Here is a 17,229-nt window from a genome sequence, read left to right as displayed (position 1 = left end):
TACGGCAGGGGAGGCGTTTCTCCTGCCGTGGTAAGAGGGCGGAGTGTGCGCCGGGAGTCCCGGCTCCGGATTTACTGCTGTGCGGATGTGGCGTACCTGCCGGACGGCTCTGCGACCATGGAGAGGGATGCGGCTTTTTTTTCCGCGCGGCGCTTCATCTTTTCAAGCTGCGCGATCTTTTTCTCAAGCTCCGCCTGGGCTTCCCGCTGTTCTTTTTCCGCCAGCTCTTCAGCGGTGAGGGTGCGGATGTGGATGGAGCCTTCCTCGTATTCCACGATGAGCGGGGCGCCGATGGTGAAGCCGAGCTGCTCCAGCCAGCGGCCCTCCATCTGTATCTTCGGGACTTCGGTGCATGGGCCCGTGCCGGTGTGCCGGACACCGAGGCTCTGCGAGTAGCGGCTTGTGTATACGACTTTGATGTTCTTTGTCTTCATAAGGTATCCTCCTGAATTTTTTATTTTCCCTGCCGCCTCCCGCTTTTTTGGCAGGCGGGGCTTCGGGTAGTGTTATTAATCACTCTAAAGCCGTGAAATAGCAAGGAAAACAGGGGCATAAATGTGACAAAGATTCCCACAGATACTTGTGTAATTGACACAACCAAATATTTCCATGGATACAGGGCTGTCCGCCGTCTGGCGGGCGGCCTTTTATCATACAAAAAATCTTTTAAAGGAGGGTTTCACTATGAAAGAATTCTGGAACACGATCCAACTCATCTTTGCAGCCACCGGGGGATGGCTTGGGTATTTCCTTGGCGGCTGTGACGGTCTGCTGTATGCGCTGATTGCTTTTGTCGTGGTGGATTACATCACGGGCGTGATGTGTGCCGCGGCGGATAAGAAGCTGTCCAGCGAGGTCGGCTTTAAGGGCATCGCAAAAAAGGTGCTGATCTTCCTGCTTGTTGGGATCGCCAACATCCTCGATGTGCAGGTCATCGGCACAGGCAGCGTTTTGCGGACGGCGGTCATCTTTTTCTATATCTCCAACGAGGGCGTGAGCCTTCTGGAGAATGCCGGACACCTGGGGCTGCCCATCCCGGAGAAGCTGAAGGATATCCTGGCACAGCTCCACGACAGGGCAGAAAACGGGAAGGAGGACGAGTAAATGAAGCTGGTAGAAAATATTCTGACGAAAAACCCCTGCTACACGGCAGGGAGGAAGATCACGGTAAAGGGACTGATGCTCCATTCCGTGGGCTGCCCGCAGCCGAAGGCGTCCGTATTCATCAACTCATGGAACAGCCCTGCGCATGACACATCCTGCGTCCACGGATTCATTGACGGGAACGATGGCACGGCTTACCAGACATTACCGTGGAATCACAGGGGGTGGCACTGCGGCTCCGGCAGCAAGGGCAGCGGCAACAATACCCATATCGGGGTGGAAATGTGCGAACCGACATGTATCAAATACACATCGGGCAGCAATTTCACCTGCTCCGACACGGCTGCGGCAAAGGCGGTGGCGAAAAGGACTTATGAGACGGCGGTGGAGCTGTTCGCCATGCTCTGTGAAAAGTACAGCCTTGACCCGCTTGCGGACGGTGTCATCATCAGCCACAAGGAAGGCTGTGCGAGGGGCATTGCCAGCAACCACGGCGACCCGGAGCATTTGTGGGCGCAGCTTGGGATGGGGTACACAATGGATTCCTTCCGTAAAGCGGTCAAGGCAGCGATGGGCGGCACTGCTTCTGGCACAGACAGATACACCAAGATCATGGGGAATGCCACGGCAACGGCGGAGCAGATGCAGGCATATCTGAAAAAGAAGAACCCGTCCGTGGCGCAGTCCGTCCTCGACATGGTTCCGCTGTACCTTTCGGAAGGAAAAGCAGAAGGAGTCCGTGGCGACATTGCCTTTGCGCAGTCCTGCCTTGAGACCGGGAACTTCACCTTTTCCGGCTCTGCGGTCACGCTTTCACAGAACAACTTCTGCGGCATGGGCGTGACTTCTAACGGTGTAAAGGGGAATTCCTTTGACACGCCGCAGCTCGGCATCCGGGCGCAGGTGCAGCACTTGAAAGCCTATGCTTCCACGGACGCACTCAAGAACACCTGCATTGACCCGCGGTTCAAATATGTCACAAGGGGCTGTGCGGAATATGTGGAGTGGCTTGGGCAGAAGGAAAACCCTGCCGGAAAGGGATGGGCGGCAGGCGCCGGCTATGGGGAGAAGATACTCACGATCCTGAAAGGCATTCTTGGAACGGAAGGAGAGGCATCTTCCCCGGCTCCTATAGAAACGGAAATCTGGTACCGTGTCCGGAAGACCTGGGCAGACGCATCCTCGCAGAAAGGGGCGTTCAAGTCGCTGGAGAACGCAAAGAAATGTGCGGATGAGAATCCGGGCTGCTCCGTGTTTGATGAGTCGGGGAAGGCAGTGTATTCCAGTACGGCAGCGTTCAAGCCGTATCTGGTGCAGGTATCCATCCCAAACCTTAACATCCGGAAAGGCCCTGGCACTGACCACGGCAAGACCGGGAAATATACCGGAGCCGGCACTTTCACGATAGTGGAGGAGGCAGACGGCGAAGGCGCATCCAGGTGGGGATTGCTGAAATCCTACCAGGAAAAGAGAGACGGATGGATTTCGCTGGATTACGCAAAGAGGGTATAAATGGTCTGACGCCTGCAGGAGTTCCTTTTTGGATTCCTGCAGGCGTTATTTTTTTTGGTGAAAACACCCCGCCGAACTGCGGTTCAAATCTCCGTATAGTGAGGAGGCGTTTTCATGACTGACAGGCAAAAAGACAGGATACGGCAGATGAGAGCCGATGGCTGTGGATATAGGAAGATTGCGCAGAAACTTGGCATTTCAGAGAACACAGTAAAATCATTCTGCCAGAGGAAGGGACTGGGTGCGGAGAAAATAAAAATGGCGGTGCCGTCTGCGGATGGGGATAAGGGAATCTGCCCGTGCTGCGGGGCGGAGGTGAAACAGAATCCGGGGCGGAAAGCCAAGAGGTTCTGTTCCGATAAATGCCGCAATAAGTGGTGGAACAGCCACCTGGATCAGGTGGAACGGAAGGCGCATTATGAATTCGTGTGCGCCTGCTGCAAAAAGCCGTTCACGGCTTATGGCAATGCGGGTAGGAAATACTGTTCTCATGCGTGTTATGTGGCGGACAGGTTCGGAGGTGGACAGAATGCAGAATAAAAAAAGTGAAGTGGAAGATATAGTGATTGCAAAGGAGGGTCTTGTACCGATATGCGAGAAGTATACACTTACCATTAAAGAGGCGGCAGCTTACTTTAATATTGGAATTAAAAAAATGCGCAGGATGGCAGAGGAAAATACGGGCAGATTTTCTGTGTTCTGCGGTAATAAATATTTGATCATCCGCCCCAAATTTGAAAAATTCATTGATGATTCCTCGGAGATATAAATAGTTTTTATCTGCCAAAAGTAGTTGCTATTTATCGGCTTTAGAGTGATATATGTTATGACCCCGGAAGGGGCAGAAATACTGATTGGAGGTTGCGGAAATGAAACCACAGTTGAAAGATAAGGATGTACTGACCGTTCAGGAAGCAGTGGAATATTTTGAGCTGAGCCGCAGGAAATTCTATGCACTGCTGAAGGAGGAGGGGCTGCCCTTTGTCGCCTTTTACTATAATAAGCGCAGGCTGATCCTCCGCACGGAATTTGTAAAGTATCTGGAAGAACATCCGGAAATAAGAAGGAGGGAACCGAAATGGCAGGAAAGCCGGGGATGAGACGTGACTCAAAGCACAGGGTTCTCCGCAGGGGGGAATCCATCCGTGCAAATGGGAAATATCAGTTCAAATACCATGTTAACGGGAAACCGCATTTTGTGTATAGCTGGCGGTTGGAACCCACCGACCCGCAGCCGGTAGGGACAAAGCCGGATCTTTCCCTGAGAGAAAAGGAAAAACTGATAGGGTACGACCTGGATAACCAGTTGGACCCGTTGGGAAAGAACATTACAGTGAATGAACTGGTGGAGAGGTATATTTCCACCAGGACAGGGGCAAAAAACAGCACAAAAATGAATTACGGGTTTGTAAAGAATCTGTTGAAGAAGCAGGCATTTGGAGACTGCAAGATATCTAGGGTAAAGACATCGGATGCAAAACTATTTCTGATAAAGCTGCAGCAGGAAGATAATAAGAGGTACAGTACCATCAAAACGGTACGGGGAGTGCTGCGCCCTGCCTTCCAAATGGCGGTGGATGATGACGTGCTGAATAAAAACCCTTTCGGGTTTGAACTTGCCGGAGTGGTGGTAAACGACAGTGTAACGCGCGAAGCAGTCACAAAAGACCAGATGAGGAAATTCCTGAAATTCGTCCATGATGATGCAGTGTACTGCAAGTATTATGAGGTAGCCTATATCCTTTTCCATACAGGCATGAGGATTTCGGAATTCTGCGGCCTGACGCTTTCAGACATCGACCTGGAAAACAGGATTATCAATATCGACCACCAACTGCAGCGCTCCTCAAGAATGGAGTACATCATTGAAAGCACCAAGACCAATGCGGGAACCAGGAAACTGCCGATGACGGATGATGTGGCGCAGTGCTTCCGGGCAATCATTGAGGACAGGGAGCCGCCGAAGCATGAGCGTATCATAGACGGGTATGGAGGGTTCCTTTTTACAGATAAGAACGGCTACCCGGAAGTGGCGATGCATTGGGAACACCGTTTCAAGCATATGCTGAACCGCTACAATGAGATTTACCGGGTGCAGATGCCGAAGATCACGCCCCATGTCTGCAGGCATACCTATTGCAGCAATATGGCAAAGGCGGGGATGAATCCGAAGACATTACAATACTTAATGGGGCACAGCGATATTGGCGTTACGCTGAACACATATACACATCTTGGACTGGAGGATGCAGAGGGCGAACTGAAACGGATGGAAGAATTGGAAAATGCGAGGAAGGAGCTGGGTAAGGCAAAAGGGGAAAACCCCGTATCGCAGAAAATGTTCCGGGCAATTTAATTGAGGAAATGATAGGAAGGCGCTCTGCTTCGGCAGGGCGTTTTCCATTTGTGTGATATGGAATAGTATTGAAAATGTGGTGGTATGAACAGATGACTTCTGCTATAATAAGGAAAGCGTTATGCATCCGTATCGTTAAAAGATGCACACCCCTAAACCTAAAATGCACCCCCTGCCCCAAAAACCGGAGTAGTTTTGCACTCCCTATCTGACTACGGAAAGACTACGAATGAGGGCTGTGAATTGCTACGATTTGCCCCATTTTGCAAAAAGTGTAGTACAACAGGGGTGATAAAACTAAAAAATATAAGCCCGCAAAACGTGCCAAAACACGGCACTTTCGGGCATTTTGAGAAAGGAAAAAATTATGATTAGAATACTTTTCGTCTGCCACGGCAACATCTGCCGTTCCCCAATGGCAGAATTTGTTTTGAAAGACATGGTAAAAAAGAGGGGCGTTGCAAGTGAGTTTTATATCGCCAGCGCCGCCACCAGCATGGAAGAAATCGGCAATCCGGTTCACCGCGGAACCAGAAGCCGGCTGGCTCAGGAGGGTATTTCCACCGCCGGAAAATATGCGGTCCGCATGGAGCGCAGCGACTACCAAAAATACGATTACATCATAGGAATGGACCGGTGGAACTATAAAAATATGCTCCGAATCACCGGAAATGATAAGGAGCATAAGCTCAGCCTTCTGCTGGATTACACAGATCACCCCAGGGATGTGGCAGACCCCTGGTATACGGGAGACTTTGAACAGACCTATGAGGACGTGGTGGCAGGCTGTAAAGGACTGCTGGAAGAAATTCTTGCAAAACACGCATAGCTGCAGATGACGGAGGCCGCCGGAATAAACATGTATAAATGCAGATTACAGAGACTGCCTGGTATGAAATATGCATAAACGCAGATTACAGAGACTGCCTGGTATGAAATATACATAAACGCAGATTACAGAGACTGTTCAGCGTAAGCGGCAGCTTCTTCCACATAATAAGCGGCATTGCGCCGGATATCTTCCTTTTCTTCGTCTGTAACCGGGCGTATGATTTTACCGGGATTGCCGATAACCAGAGAATTGTCCGGAATCACGGTGTTCTGGGTAATCAGCGCTCCGGCTCCGATGATGCAGTTTTCCCCGATAACCGCATGATTCATAATGATTGCGCCCATACCGATTAAGGTGTTGCTGTGAATAGTGCACCCGTGGACAATAGCTCCGTGGCCGATGGTAACCTGGCTGCCAATCCGGATATCGGCGCCATGGTCCACATGGAGCACGCAGTTATCCTGGATATTAGTATTATCCCCAATGACCGCGGAACCGGCTTCCGCCCGCACAACCGTATGAAACCAGATACTGGAATTGTCGCCCAGGGTTACATCTCCCCGTACAACAGCGCCAGGGGCAATATAGACATTTTTACCCAAAACGGGAGTTTTTATGGTATGCATAGTGTAATATCCTTTCTGTTTCGGTGCGTCCGAATCTTTTCCAGTTCTTTTAATATTCCATTCAACAGTATATAGTATGTCCGCAAAAAAGTAAATATTGCCCGCCAATGGATGAAAAATAATAAAGTCAGTCCGTGAACCAAAAGAAAAGTTATTACAATGTATCAGTGAAGGGCACATGAAAACCCTGGAAAGACGTCTGAAAGGTTGAGTAACATGAATGACATGCAGTTGGAACAATGTATCCGTGAATATGGAAAAAATGTCTACGCATTTTGCAGCCAGCTTACCGGAAACAAACAGGAGGCAGAGGAATTATATCAGGATACTTTTCTGAAAGCGGTGGAGCTGAAAGAAAAAATGGATTGGGAGAAAAATCCGGGAAGCTACCTGATTTCCATAGCCCTGCGCATCTGGAAAAATAAAAGGCGGAAATATGCCTGGCGGAACCGGATTGCCGGAACAGAAATATTTACGGAGGAACTGGCAGATGGAGAGTCTGGCAGACAGGAAGATTCCACGGAAGCAGTTTTTTTCCGGCAGGAGCAGCAGAGGCAGGTACGGGAGGCAGTGGCAAAGCTGGAGGAGCGATACCGTATCCCGGTATACCTTTATTATTCTCAGCAATTTACCACGGAGCAGATTGGAAAAATCCTGAAACTGCCTCAGGGAACGGTAAAAAGCAGGCTGCACAAGGCGAGAAAGCTGTTAAAAAAAGAGTTGGAGGTTATTTTGGATGAAAGATGACAGAAATCTGGAACAGTTGTTGCAACAGGCCCTTTCTCCGGAAGAAGAACCGGATGACTGGTTGAATCAGAATATTTTGAGAAGAGCAAAGGAGACAGAATCTATGAACAGAACATACAAGAAAAAAATGCCGGCAGTGGCAGTGCTGGCAGCGGCAGTCCTGTGTGCCGGCTCTCTGACAGCAGTGGCAGCCTGGAAATATCTGGCCCCGGACAAAGTGGCGGAGATAGCAGAAGATCAGGGGCTGGCAGCGGCATTTCAGAGCAAAGACGCCATTTCCATTAACGAATCCCAGGAATACGGGAACTACCGGATTACCCTTCTGGGCGTGGTCTCCGGGAAAAACCTGAGCCAGTATGTAACTTCGGGCGATACGGGGATTCGGGAGGACCGCACGTATGTGGTAACAGCCATAGAGAATACGGATGGTTCTCCCAGACCGGATGTGAGTGATGAACATTACGGAGAAGAAACATTTTTTGTATCTCCCCTGATTAAAGGCCAGAATCCTGCCAGATTTAATGCCATAACCATGGTGGGAGGATATACGGAGTATGTGCAGGACGGTATCCAGTACCGGATTACAGAGACAGATAACGTGGAAATCTTTGCAGACCGGACCTTATATCTTGCCGTAAGCAGCGGCAGCCTTTATGACAGCAATGCGTATCAGTTTGACGAAACTACAGGAGAAATTACCAGGACAGAGCATTATGACGGGGTAAATGCACTCTTTCATCTGCCGCTGGACGAGAAAAAGGCAGATCCCGAAAAAGCAGATGCATACATCAGAGAACTGGAGCAGGAGCTGGAAGGAGGAAACTCTGAAAATGTCCGGCAGGAAGGAGAGACGGAAGAAAGTTCGGACGGAGTCGGGCGGATAGCAGAGAAAATTCAGGACTGGAAGGAAGAAGATTTTAAAGAACATGCAACTCTGCTGGAATCTCTGACACAGACCATGACACCGGACGAAAAGGGGCAGATTGCATATTCCTATGAGAACGAGGACGGAAGCGGTTCCTCCGGAACCCTTCAGACGGACAGTTTATTTGAAGATGGACAGACCGGCATGTCAGAATTCATGAATGTAATGGGCGGAGAGGAAGGAAGTCCCGTATATGTGGAGACATTTACCCGGAATGAGGACGGAACCGTGGTATTGAGGGTGTATCAGATAGAAGATACGCTGCTCTGACGGAACATACAATGGAGTGCACGCACACTGCGCTATTATCAGGAAATCGGGCTGCTGGAGCCTCTGGGCGTAAATGATGCAGGAGTCCGCTACTACGGAGAGCAGGAGGCAGAACTGCTGCAGCAGATTCTCTTTTACCGGGAGAGGGGCTTTGAACTGAAAAAAATCCGGCAGATGATATGCCAGGAAGATTTCGACATGGTGCATGTATTGGAAGAACATCTTTTCAATCTGGAGCATCAGAGGAGCCGTATGGACCGTCTGATTGATACCGTCAGAAAGACTCTGGCGTCTGTGAAAGGAGAATACGTAATGAGCGATGAAGAGAAATTTGCAGTTTTTAAAGAGAAGCTGGTAAAGGAAAATGAAGAACAGTATGGAGAAGAAATCCGGAAAAAATGGGGCGACGGGCCGGTGGATGAATCGAACCGGAAGGTTCTGAATATGTCGGAACAGGACTGGGAGCACTTTAAAAATCTGGAACAGGAAATCAGGGAAAGGCTGGAGAAGAGCGTGAATTCCGGAATCAGAGCAGACAGCCAGGAGGCGGAAGCCATTGTGGCTCTGCACAGAGAATGGCTGTCCATGAGCTGGAGCCAGTATACCAGTGAGGCTCACAAAAGCATGGGAGTCATGTATACCTGTGATGAAAGATTTCGGAAATATTATGACGAACATGTGCCAGGTTGCGCGGAATTTCTCAGGCAGGCCATTGATTATCATGCATGAATCCTGCAGAAAACCGGGAAATTTCCGGCGGAAATTCTGATTTGAAGATGAGGTTCCTGTCCTGCTGTCTTGACAGTTTATGGAATTCCTGTGTATGATGGGTAAGGAAAACCATCGTGAAAAGAGGAATATGCTATGAAAGAGAAACTCCATACCATACCTGTTCTGGACGCCTTTGGACAGGACTGTGAATGCCCTGTCTGCGCCATGTATCAGAAACTGGAGGAAAATGCCATTAATTATACCATAGGGGCAGGAGCCAGCTACATGGAGGAGGATATCCGGGCTCAGACCGATGAACAGGGATTTTGCCGCAGGCATTTACAGGATTTATATAGGTATCCCAACAAGATTGGGCTGGCCCTGATACTGAAAACCCATATGGATTATACCATAAGAGAACTGGAGAAGGCAGCGAAAGCCCCGCTGCCTTCTCCGAATTCTCTGCTCCGGAAGAACAGGAAGTGTACGTCTCCGGTGATTGATTATATAGAAGCCCAGGAACAGAAGTGTTTTGTATGCGGCTATATCAGCCGGAGTTTTGAAAATTATCTGAGGACCATTTTTTATCTCTATGAAAGAGAGGAAGATTTCCGCAGGCAGTTTGAGGAATCAAAAGGATTCTGCACTGCTCATTATAAAACGCTGTTTGCCCTGGCGCCTGAGTATTTGAATAAAAAATATCTGGAGCCGTTTTTGACAACCCTCAGCCATCTTTATCTTACCCACTTCAAACGGGTACGGGATGATGTGGAATGGTTTATCTGCAAAAATGATTACCGTTACAGAGAAGAACCCTGGAAGAATGCAAAGGATGCATTGCCCAGGGCATTGACAAAAACAGGAAGTATTTCCGTTTCTCTCATGGAGTGATTATGCACAGCCGGACTGGCGCAGAAGCTGCTGCATTTGTCTGACGCCATTCTGCTGAGAAGCAATGATATCATTCAGCACCGGTTTTAACTGAGGGCAGATATCGTACTGTAAGGTGGTTTTTGACATTTCAATGGCTCCCATGTGATGAGGAATCATCTCACGGATGAAGTTCACGTTAAGCTGGTTGGTGTCCGGAGCGCAGGACATTTTGGAGAACATGTTCTGCATGACCTGATCCATCCTGCGCTGATACAGGCATAAATCCTGACTGCAGTTTTTGCGCATACCGCAGGAGCACTGAATTTCCTGCATGGTTTCGATACTTTTGGTCTGTTCCTCAATGATATTGCAGGCAATGTCCTGCAGAGGGATAAAAGTGGTGTACTGCAGAAGATTCCGGGACATTTCAATAGCTGCCTGGTGATGAGGGATCATCTGTGCGATAAAATTCCAGGAAATGCTGTTGTTCAGTTCTGCTTCCGTCATTTTGCAGATCATTTCATCTAAAATGCAGTGAAACGTATTCAGATAATTTTTGGCCACATTGCTTAATTTGCATGATGTATGCATGGTAAAGCTCCTTGTAAATTTTCGGTTGCTTTATTATATGATTCAGAGGGTAAAAGGGTGCGTGCATCGGAGGCGCTGCCGATACCTGAATCTGATAAGCCAAAAACCTGCTGTTTCAGGAGAACCAGCAGGTTTTTGTTACAGGAAATACGTTATTCTTTTACAGGAAATACCTTAACGCGGTGATACCTCGTCCACCAGTGCGGCAGTAATAATGGCCATGGAGTATACTTCATCGGCGGTACATCCTCTGGACAAATCATTGATAGGAGATTTCAGCCCCAGCAGGATAGGACCGTAAGCCTCAAAATTACCCATACGCTGGGCGATTTTATAACCGATATTGCCCGCATTGATATCCGGGAAAATAAATATATTTGCATGGCCTGCAATCTCGTCATTGGGGCATTTTGTCCGGGCCACACGGGGAGAGACAGCAGCGTCAAACTGCAGTTCGCCGGAAATGGGAAGATCCGGACGTCTTGCTCTTGTCTTAAGAGCAGCATTGCGCATTTTATCCACATCTTCTCCCTTTCCGGAACCAAGAGTAGAGTAGCTTAAGAAAGCGATTTTCGGGTCGATGCCGAAGAGCTGGCCGCAGTCTGCGGCTCCGATGGCGATATCCACAAGCTCGTCTTCCGTAGGTTTGATATTGATGGAACAGTCAGCCATGGCGAGCACTTCATTTTCACCGGTAGCGGAAGGGCGCACTAAAATAAAACAGGAAGATACAATGTTATGTCCGGGTCTGGTTTTGATTAACTGAAGGGCTGGACGAACCGTGTCAGCAGTAGTATAGGTTGCGCCTCCCAGCAGACAGTCCGCATATCCCATCTTTACCAGCATGGTACCAAAGTAATTGCCCTGTTTCAGAACTTTCAGAGCCTCGTCCATCTGCATGTTTTTGCCTTTTCTCAGTTCACACAGAGCTTCTGCCATTTCATTCATACTTTCAAAAGTTTCCGGGTCAATGATTTCAGCTCCGCGGATGTTATAGCCGTATTCTTCTGCGGCGTCTTCCACTTCCTGTTTGTTGCCCACCAGCAGGGGAGTCAGGAAATAGGAAGCCAGCAGACGGGAAGCTGCTTCCAGAATACGGGGGTCGCTGCCCTCTGTAAATACGATTCTTTTTGGATTTTTTTTCAGTTTGCCAATCATTGTGCCGAAACCTTGCATATTTTTGCCCATAGCATAAATCCTCCTTAAAATTTTTCAAAATCTTTCTGATTACTAATGTAACACGTTTTTTGTTTTTTTCAACTGGTTTGTGTGTACAAAAATAAAAACAGAATGGAAAATTATGTATTTTTTTCGAAACAGCGTAAAAGCCTTATGAAGAAAGCATTTCCGAAAATCCTGTTTTTATACCGGAGCCGGAAGGTGTCTGCATGTGTTTGGGCGTATATATGTGCAAATATAAATAGAAACCACAGAATTTTCGGAGAAATCCTGTGGTTTCCGTATATTTATTATTTATTGGCTTAACTCCAGGGACTTAAATCAATGGTGGGCAGATCTTTCAGGAATGGAATAATATAAGCGCCATATCCTTTTACCTGCTCGGAAAATGTAATTGTGGCATGGCCGCCCTTAAAGCCCAGCACATCGTAGTCGCCCCATACGTCTTCCCGCAGATAGCTTTTCATATGAGCAGCGGCAAAATCGTCACCGTAACCGCCGTCTTCCTGTTCCAGACCCAGGATCTGCTGTACCGGACGGTTGATGGTGCTGACACTCATGTAAGGAACGATATCTGCCTTGTCACCCAGGCGACGCAGGGTACCTTCCCGTTCTTCCGGTGTGATTAATGGGGAACCAAAAGAAATTACGTTCATAATGTTATATCTTAATTTTAATCTGAGATTTCCGGATACCTGCTGAGCTTCCATACCGCCCAGACTGTGGCCCGTAATAATCAGATTGGAGCCGACAGGTACATTGTCGCAGATTACATTTACAATTTCCCGCAGATAAACATTGTCTTTTTCAAATCCGCACCGCAGGTCCGTAATAATGTTGGTAGGCTGGTTGAAAATCAGTTCCGTACCGGAAATACCTACCAGATATACCGGAATTGTCCGGTTGTTGTTGTGAAGTTCTGCCTTTACAATATGGATTGGTCCGTTGAAATCGGGATTTACCGCTGTAGAACAGTGATAGTAGCCGGCGTAGATGTAGCCCGCCATATCGCAGGCGTTGGTGAATTCGATTTCCCCTGCTGCCGGGGATGCCGCCCGTACCGTAAGGGTGGGCATCAATGCCAGAATCATTGTGAAACATACCAGTTTCTGAATCAGTTTTTTCATTTTTTTCTCCTCCTCAAAATGATATACCCTCTGTGGCTTCCAGAAGAAAGCCTGTAATTATTTACAGGAAGATTTTACAAAAGGAATCTTCCGGAATCAATAGACAAAGCAGGTGGATTGTCTAAAATGCAGTGTTTTATGCAGGGCCTGTGCCCTGTTCACAGCCTGTATGATATGTCAGGCTGCGCAGTTGCGGTTCCTCCGGAAGGACACGGCCAGTCTGTTTTCGGCAAATTTTATATTTTTTTCATTGAATTTTGCAGGACTTATGTTTATAATAAACCTGAAACTGACCGGTCGGTCGGAAAAATGACAGGATGGGAGGACGAACAAATGTTTTCAAGGTTCAGTGTAAAAAAACCTTATACTGTAATTGTGGGAATTGTGCTGGTGATTATTCTGGGAGTGGTATCCTTAAGCAAGATGAGTACGGATTTGCTGCCAAGTATTAACCTTCCCTATGCGATTGTGATTACTACATATCCGGGAGCCAGCCCGGAACAGGTGGAAAGCACGGTGACCCAGCCCATAGAGGCGGCTATGGCCAGCACCTCCAATATTAAGAATATCAGTTCAAATTCTGCCAACAACATGTCCATGGTTGTGCTGGAATTTGAGCAGACAGCCAATATGGATTCCATTACCGTGGAAATGCGGGAGAGTCTGGACCAGATCAGCGGCCAGTGGCCGGAGGTAGTGGGGAATCCCATTATCATGAAGCTGAACCCGGACATGATGCCCATTATGATTGCGGCCATGGAAGTGGAGGGTATGGACAGCCTGCAAATCAGCGATTATACGGAGAAAGAGCTGATACCGGAAATAGAAAGTGTGGAAGGCGTGGCCTCTGTAACGGGAACGGGGCTGATTCAGGAGTCCGTTCAGGTGACCTTAAGCCAGGAAAAGATTGATGCTGTCAATGAGAAAATTATGGCTTCCCTGGATGAAAAGTTTTCCGATGCGGAAGAAAAGATGGATTCTGCGGAAGATGAAATCAGCAGCGGGAAAGACAAATTAAGCAGCGGGCAGGCTGAGATGGCAGGCCAGCTCAGCGATGCTCAGAATCAGTTAAACGATAAGAAGATTGAGCTGTTTCAGACGGAAGCAGATTTGAATACGAAGCTGGCAGAGCTGCGGGAGACGAAATCCGATACGGAAAAGGGGATTGAATCTTTAAAAGAACTGCAGAAACAGGTCAATTCTCTGATAGAAGGGAAGAAAAAGCTCACAGACGGAATTGCAGAGCTGCAGAAACAGAAGGAAAAACTTGAAGGCCAGCAGAGCCAGCTTCAGGAGGGGCTGGAACAGGCCCAGGCAGGCCTTGCCCAGATACAGCAGGCACTGGAACAGGCCCAGACAGCTCAGCTTCAGGAACAGGTACAGCAGCTTCAGGCTCAGGCGGAACAGCTTCAGGCTCAGATTGCACAGCTTGAAGGCCAGCAGGAGCAGTTACAGGCGGGCCTTGGCCAGATGGAGGCTCAGCTGAGACAGCTTCAGGAGCAGCTTGCCCAGGTGGAAAGCGGTCTGGCTGCCATTAAATCAGAGCTGGCTTCCCAGGAAGGCAGTACCTTAAAGGAAAATGCCACTGACAAACAACTGGTATCTTATATATCTGAGACCATCACGCAGGCAGAGCAGGGGCTGATTCAGATTAACGGCGGAATCGCCGCCATTGAGACGGGGCTCCAGAGCGTGGCCGAGGGAAAAACAACCATTAACGACACCCTGGCCACATTGAATCAGAGCCAGATTACCGGTTCTGTGGAAATGGGAAGCGCTTCCGCCCAGCTTGCCAGCGGCGAGGAAAAACTGAAAGAATCCAAAGAGACCTTTGAAGAGACGAAAAAAGAAGCCTACGATTCTGCAAATCTGAACAATATTCTGACTATGGAAACCTTAACAGGCATTCTGACCGCCCAGAACTTTTCCATGCCTGCCGGTTATATTACCGATGAGGGAGAACGGTACATGGTGCGTGTGGGAGATGCGGTGGACAGTATGGACGCTCTGAAAGATATGGTGTTAATGGATTTGGGCATGGATGGTGTGGACGTCATCCATATGTCGGATGTGGCTGATATTGCAGTGGTGGATAATTCGGCAGATTCCTATGCCAGATTAAACGGAAGGCCCGGCGTTATGCTTTCCATAGAGAAGCAGACCGGATATTCCACCGGAGATGTGACAAAGCGCATTTATGATAAATTTGAAAGCATGAAGAAGAATAACGGAAATCTGGAAGTGTCTGTGCTGATGGACCAGGGAATTTACATTGATATGATTGTGGATTCTGTGATGAACAATATGATTTTCGGTGCGGGGCTTGCCATTCTGATTCTGCTGCTGTTTTTGAAAGATATCAGGCCCACGCTGGTCATTGCCGTATCCATACCGATTTCCGTGGTGTTTGCAGTGGTGCTCATGTATTTCAGCGGCGTTACCCTGAACCTGATTTCCCTGTCGGGTCTGGCGCTGGGCATTGGTATGCTGGTGGACAATTCCATTGTGGTTATTGAGAATATTTACCGTATGAGAAATGAAGGGCTTTCTGCCCGAAAGGCAGCGGTGGAAGGGGCAAAACAGGTGAGCGGAGCTATTACCGCTTCCACCCTGACTACCGTGTGCGTATTTGCACCTATTGTGTTTACCGAAGGTATCACAAGGCAGCTCTTTGTGGATATGGGTCTTACCATTGCCTATTCCCTGCTGGCCAGCCTGATTATCTCTCTTACCTTTGTACCCATGATGGGGGCGAAGATGCTGAAGAAGACAAAAGAAACAAAACATCCCTGGTTTGACAGATTTCAGGAAGTATATGGGACTGTACTGGAAAAAATGCTCCGCCTGAAACCGCTGGTTCTGCTGGTGATGGTGGTTTTGCTGGTGGTCAGCGCCAAAGCGGCCGCCTCCAGAGGAACGGCCTTTATGCCGGATATGGAAAGCACCCAGATGTCTGTGTCAGTTACGCCGCCGGAAGGGGCGGACTTTGAAGGCGCATGTAAACTTGCCGATGAAGTGACAGAACAGATTCAGACCATTGAAGATGTGGAATCCACAGGGGCCATGGCCGGCGGCAGCGGGATTGCAGCCAGTATGATGGGAGGCAGCGGAAGCAGTAATAATGTAACTCTTTATATTATTTTAAAAGAGGACAAAAAATTAACCAATGATGAAATTGCGGCGCAGATTACGAAGCTGACCCAGGATCTGGAGGGGGAAATCAGTGTCAGCAGCTCCAATATGGATATGGGGGCGCTGGCCGGAACCGGACTTTCCCTGCAGATTAAGGGCCGGGATCTGGATAAGCTGCAGGAAATAGCAAAAGACGTATCTGAAATTGTATCAAAGGTAGAGGGAACGGTGGATGTGTCCGACGGTATGGAAGAAACTGAAAAAGAACTTCGGATTACCGTGAACAAAGAAAAAGCTGCGAAATACGGCCTGACGGTGGCTCAGGTTTACCAGCTAATTCAGGAACGGATGGAAACGGAGACTTCAGACGCCACCATTTCCACAGACATTAAAGATTACGATGTATTTTTGAAGAGTGTGGAGCAGAGCGAGGTTTCCAGAGAAGCACTGAAACAGATTACCTTTACTTATACTGACAAAGAAGATGGAGAAGAATCTGAGATTTCCATTTCTGAGGTGGCAGAATTTGAAGAAGTGGAAAGTATGGTTTCTATCAGCAGAGACGGACAGGAGCGGTATGTAACGGTAAACGCCGGAATTGCTGAAGGCTACAACGTGGGGCTTGTGGGCGAAGAAGTGAACAAAGCCATTGCGGATTATGAGCTGCCGGAGGGTTATTCCATGAAAATGACCGGAGAGGATGAGACCATCAACGAGGCTATGGAACAGCTTATGCTTATGCTGGTACTGGCAATTGCGTTTATTTATCTGATTATGGTAGCTCAGTTCCAGTCCCTGAAAGCACCGTTTATCATTCTGTTTACCATACCTCTTGCTCTGACCGGCGGATTTCTGGCTCTGTTCTTCACCGGCAATGAAATCAGTATTATTGCCATGATTGGATTTATCATGCTGGTGGGGATTATTGTAAATAACGGTATTGTTATGGTAGAATATATCAATCAGCTTCGGAAAGAGGGCGTGGAGAAAAGGGAGGCCATTGTGACCGCCGGAAAAACCCGTCTGCGGCCCATTCTGATGACAGCTATGACCACTATACTGGCCATGTCCACCACTGCGTTTGGAAATGATATGGGTTCCGATATGTCAAGGCCCATGGCAGTGGTAACCATCGGAGGTATGATTTACGGAACGGTAATGACTCTGGTGGTGGTGCCCTGTATCTACGATTTGTTCTACAGTAAAAAAAGTATGGTAGAGGAAGAAATATAGAGGGAAGAGTA

The 17,229-nt window shown here is 48.4% G+C and carries 17 protein-coding genes and 1 pseudogene; 13 read left to right on the top strand and 5 right to left on the bottom strand.

Features of this window, described 5'->3' with window-relative positions; translation table 11 throughout:
- Window positions 1-71: 71 nt before the first annotated feature.
- The gene (locus tag VSQ32_13030; GenBank protein ID MEH2943758.1) at window positions 72-434 is read right to left on the bottom strand and encodes a SymE family type I addiction module toxin; all 363 of its coding nucleotides are present in this window, start codon (window positions 432-434) and stop codon (window positions 72-74) included.
- A gap of 250 nt (window positions 435-684) precedes the next feature.
- On the opposite strand from VSQ32_13030, the gene VSQ32_13025 reads away from it, so the two are divergent.
- From VSQ32_13025 to VSQ32_12995, 7 genes are all read left to right on the top strand, one after another.
- Window positions 685-1,104, top strand: coding sequence for a phage holin family protein (locus tag VSQ32_13025; GenBank protein ID MEH2943757.1), 420 nt, complete (start codon window positions 685-687; stop codon window positions 1,102-1,104).
- Window positions 1,105-2,616: an N-acetylmuramoyl-L-alanine amidase gene (locus VSQ32_13020; protein MEH2943756.1), complete on the top strand. Its 1,512-nt coding sequence runs from the start codon at window positions 1,105-1,107 to the stop codon at window positions 2,614-2,616.
- A gap of 114 nt (window positions 2,617-2,730) precedes the next feature.
- Window positions 2,731-3,156 (top strand): RNA polymerase subunit sigma-70, encoded by a 426-nt coding sequence (locus VSQ32_13015; protein MEH2943755.1) that lies wholly within the window; start codon window positions 2,731-2,733, stop codon window positions 3,154-3,156.
- Window positions 3,146-3,385, top strand: a complete 240-nt coding sequence (locus VSQ32_13010) for an excisionase (protein MEH2943754.1) — start codon at window positions 3,146-3,148, stop codon at window positions 3,383-3,385. Before VSQ32_13015 ends, VSQ32_13010 begins: the two co-directional genes overlap by 11 nt.
- A 100-nt stretch (window positions 3,386-3,485) precedes the next feature.
- Window positions 3,486-3,716: a helix-turn-helix domain-containing protein gene (locus tag VSQ32_13005; GenBank protein MEH2943753.1), complete on the top strand. Its 231-nt coding sequence runs from the start codon at window positions 3,486-3,488 to the stop codon at window positions 3,714-3,716.
- Entirely contained in the window at window positions 3,695-4,972 is a 1,278-nt protein-coding gene (locus VSQ32_13000) for a site-specific integrase (GenBank protein MEH2943752.1), read from the top strand. Before VSQ32_13005 ends, VSQ32_13000 begins: the two co-directional genes overlap by 22 nt.
- A 367-nt stretch (window positions 4,973-5,339) precedes the next feature.
- Complete coding sequence (locus tag VSQ32_12995; protein MEH2943751.1) at window positions 5,340-5,801, top strand: low molecular weight protein-tyrosine-phosphatase; 462 nt, start codon at window positions 5,340-5,342, stop codon at window positions 5,799-5,801.
- Window positions 5,802-5,926: 125 nt separating this feature from the next.
- Here VSQ32_12995 and VSQ32_12990 read toward each other — a convergent pair whose 3' ends face one another.
- A complete protein-coding gene (locus tag VSQ32_12990) occupies window positions 5,927-6,430 on the bottom strand; it encodes a gamma carbonic anhydrase family protein (GenBank protein MEH2943750.1) in 504 nt (167 codons plus the stop codon).
- A 216-nt stretch (window positions 6,431-6,646) separates the two neighbouring features.
- Here VSQ32_12990 and VSQ32_12985 point away from each other — a divergent pair, with 216 nt between their 5' ends.
- The 5 genes and pseudogenes from VSQ32_12985 to VSQ32_12965 all read left to right on the top strand — a co-directional run bounded on the left by VSQ32_12985 (window position 6,647) and on the right by VSQ32_12965 (window position 9,974).
- On the top strand, window positions 6,647-7,177 hold the full coding sequence (locus tag VSQ32_12985) for a sigma-70 family RNA polymerase sigma factor (protein MEH2943749.1): 531 nt from the start codon (window positions 6,647-6,649) through the stop codon (window positions 7,175-7,177).
- Window positions 7,167-8,372 carry a hypothetical protein gene (locus VSQ32_12980; GenBank protein MEH2943748.1) on the top strand — a complete coding sequence of 402 codons (1,206 nt, stop codon included), beginning with the start codon at window positions 7,167-7,169 and terminating at the stop codon, window positions 8,370-8,372. The genes VSQ32_12985 and VSQ32_12980 overlap by 11 nt, the downstream gene beginning before the upstream one ends.
- A gap of 6 nt (window positions 8,373-8,378) precedes the next feature.
- Window positions 8,379-8,540: pseudogene (locus tag VSQ32_12975) on the top strand (MerR family transcriptional regulator).
- A 30-nt stretch (window positions 8,541-8,570) separates the two neighbouring features.
- Entirely contained in the window at window positions 8,571-9,101 is a 531-nt protein-coding gene (locus tag VSQ32_12970) for a TipAS antibiotic-recognition domain-containing protein (GenBank protein MEH2943747.1), read from the top strand.
- Between the two features lie 135 nt (window positions 9,102-9,236).
- Window positions 9,237-9,974 carry a DUF6062 family protein gene (locus VSQ32_12965; GenBank protein MEH2943746.1) on the top strand — a complete coding sequence of 246 codons (738 nt, stop codon included), beginning with the start codon at window positions 9,237-9,239 and terminating at the stop codon, window positions 9,972-9,974.
- Here the strand turns inward: VSQ32_12965 and VSQ32_12960 are convergent, their stop codons facing one another.
- The 3 genes from VSQ32_12960 to VSQ32_12950 form a co-directional block, all read right to left on the bottom strand.
- Window positions 9,975-10,547, bottom strand: a complete 573-nt coding sequence (locus VSQ32_12960; protein ID MEH2943745.1) for a DUF305 domain-containing protein — start codon at window positions 10,545-10,547, stop codon at window positions 9,975-9,977.
- A gap of 174 nt (window positions 10,548-10,721) precedes the next feature.
- A complete protein-coding gene (gene pta / locus VSQ32_12955; protein MEH2943744.1) occupies window positions 10,722-11,723 on the bottom strand; it encodes a phosphate acetyltransferase in 1,002 nt (333 codons plus the stop codon).
- A 305-nt stretch (window positions 11,724-12,028) separates the two neighbouring features.
- Complete coding sequence (locus tag VSQ32_12950) at window positions 12,029-12,853, bottom strand: hypothetical protein (GenBank protein MEH2943743.1); 825 nt, start codon at window positions 12,851-12,853, stop codon at window positions 12,029-12,031.
- Window positions 12,854-13,186: 333 nt separating this feature from the next.
- On the opposite strand from VSQ32_12950, the gene VSQ32_12945 reads away from it, so the two are divergent.
- Entirely contained in the window at window positions 13,187-17,218 is a 4,032-nt protein-coding gene (locus VSQ32_12945) for an efflux RND transporter permease subunit (protein ID MEH2943742.1), read from the top strand.
- Window positions 17,219-17,229 lie beyond the last annotated feature (11 nt).

It is taken from the genome of Lachnospiraceae bacterium JLR.KK002 (assembly GCA_036941025.1).
Classification (GTDB): domain Bacteria; phylum Bacillota; class Clostridia; order Lachnospirales; family Lachnospiraceae; genus Petralouisia.
This window is presented reverse-complemented; position numbering and strand designations above follow the sequence as displayed.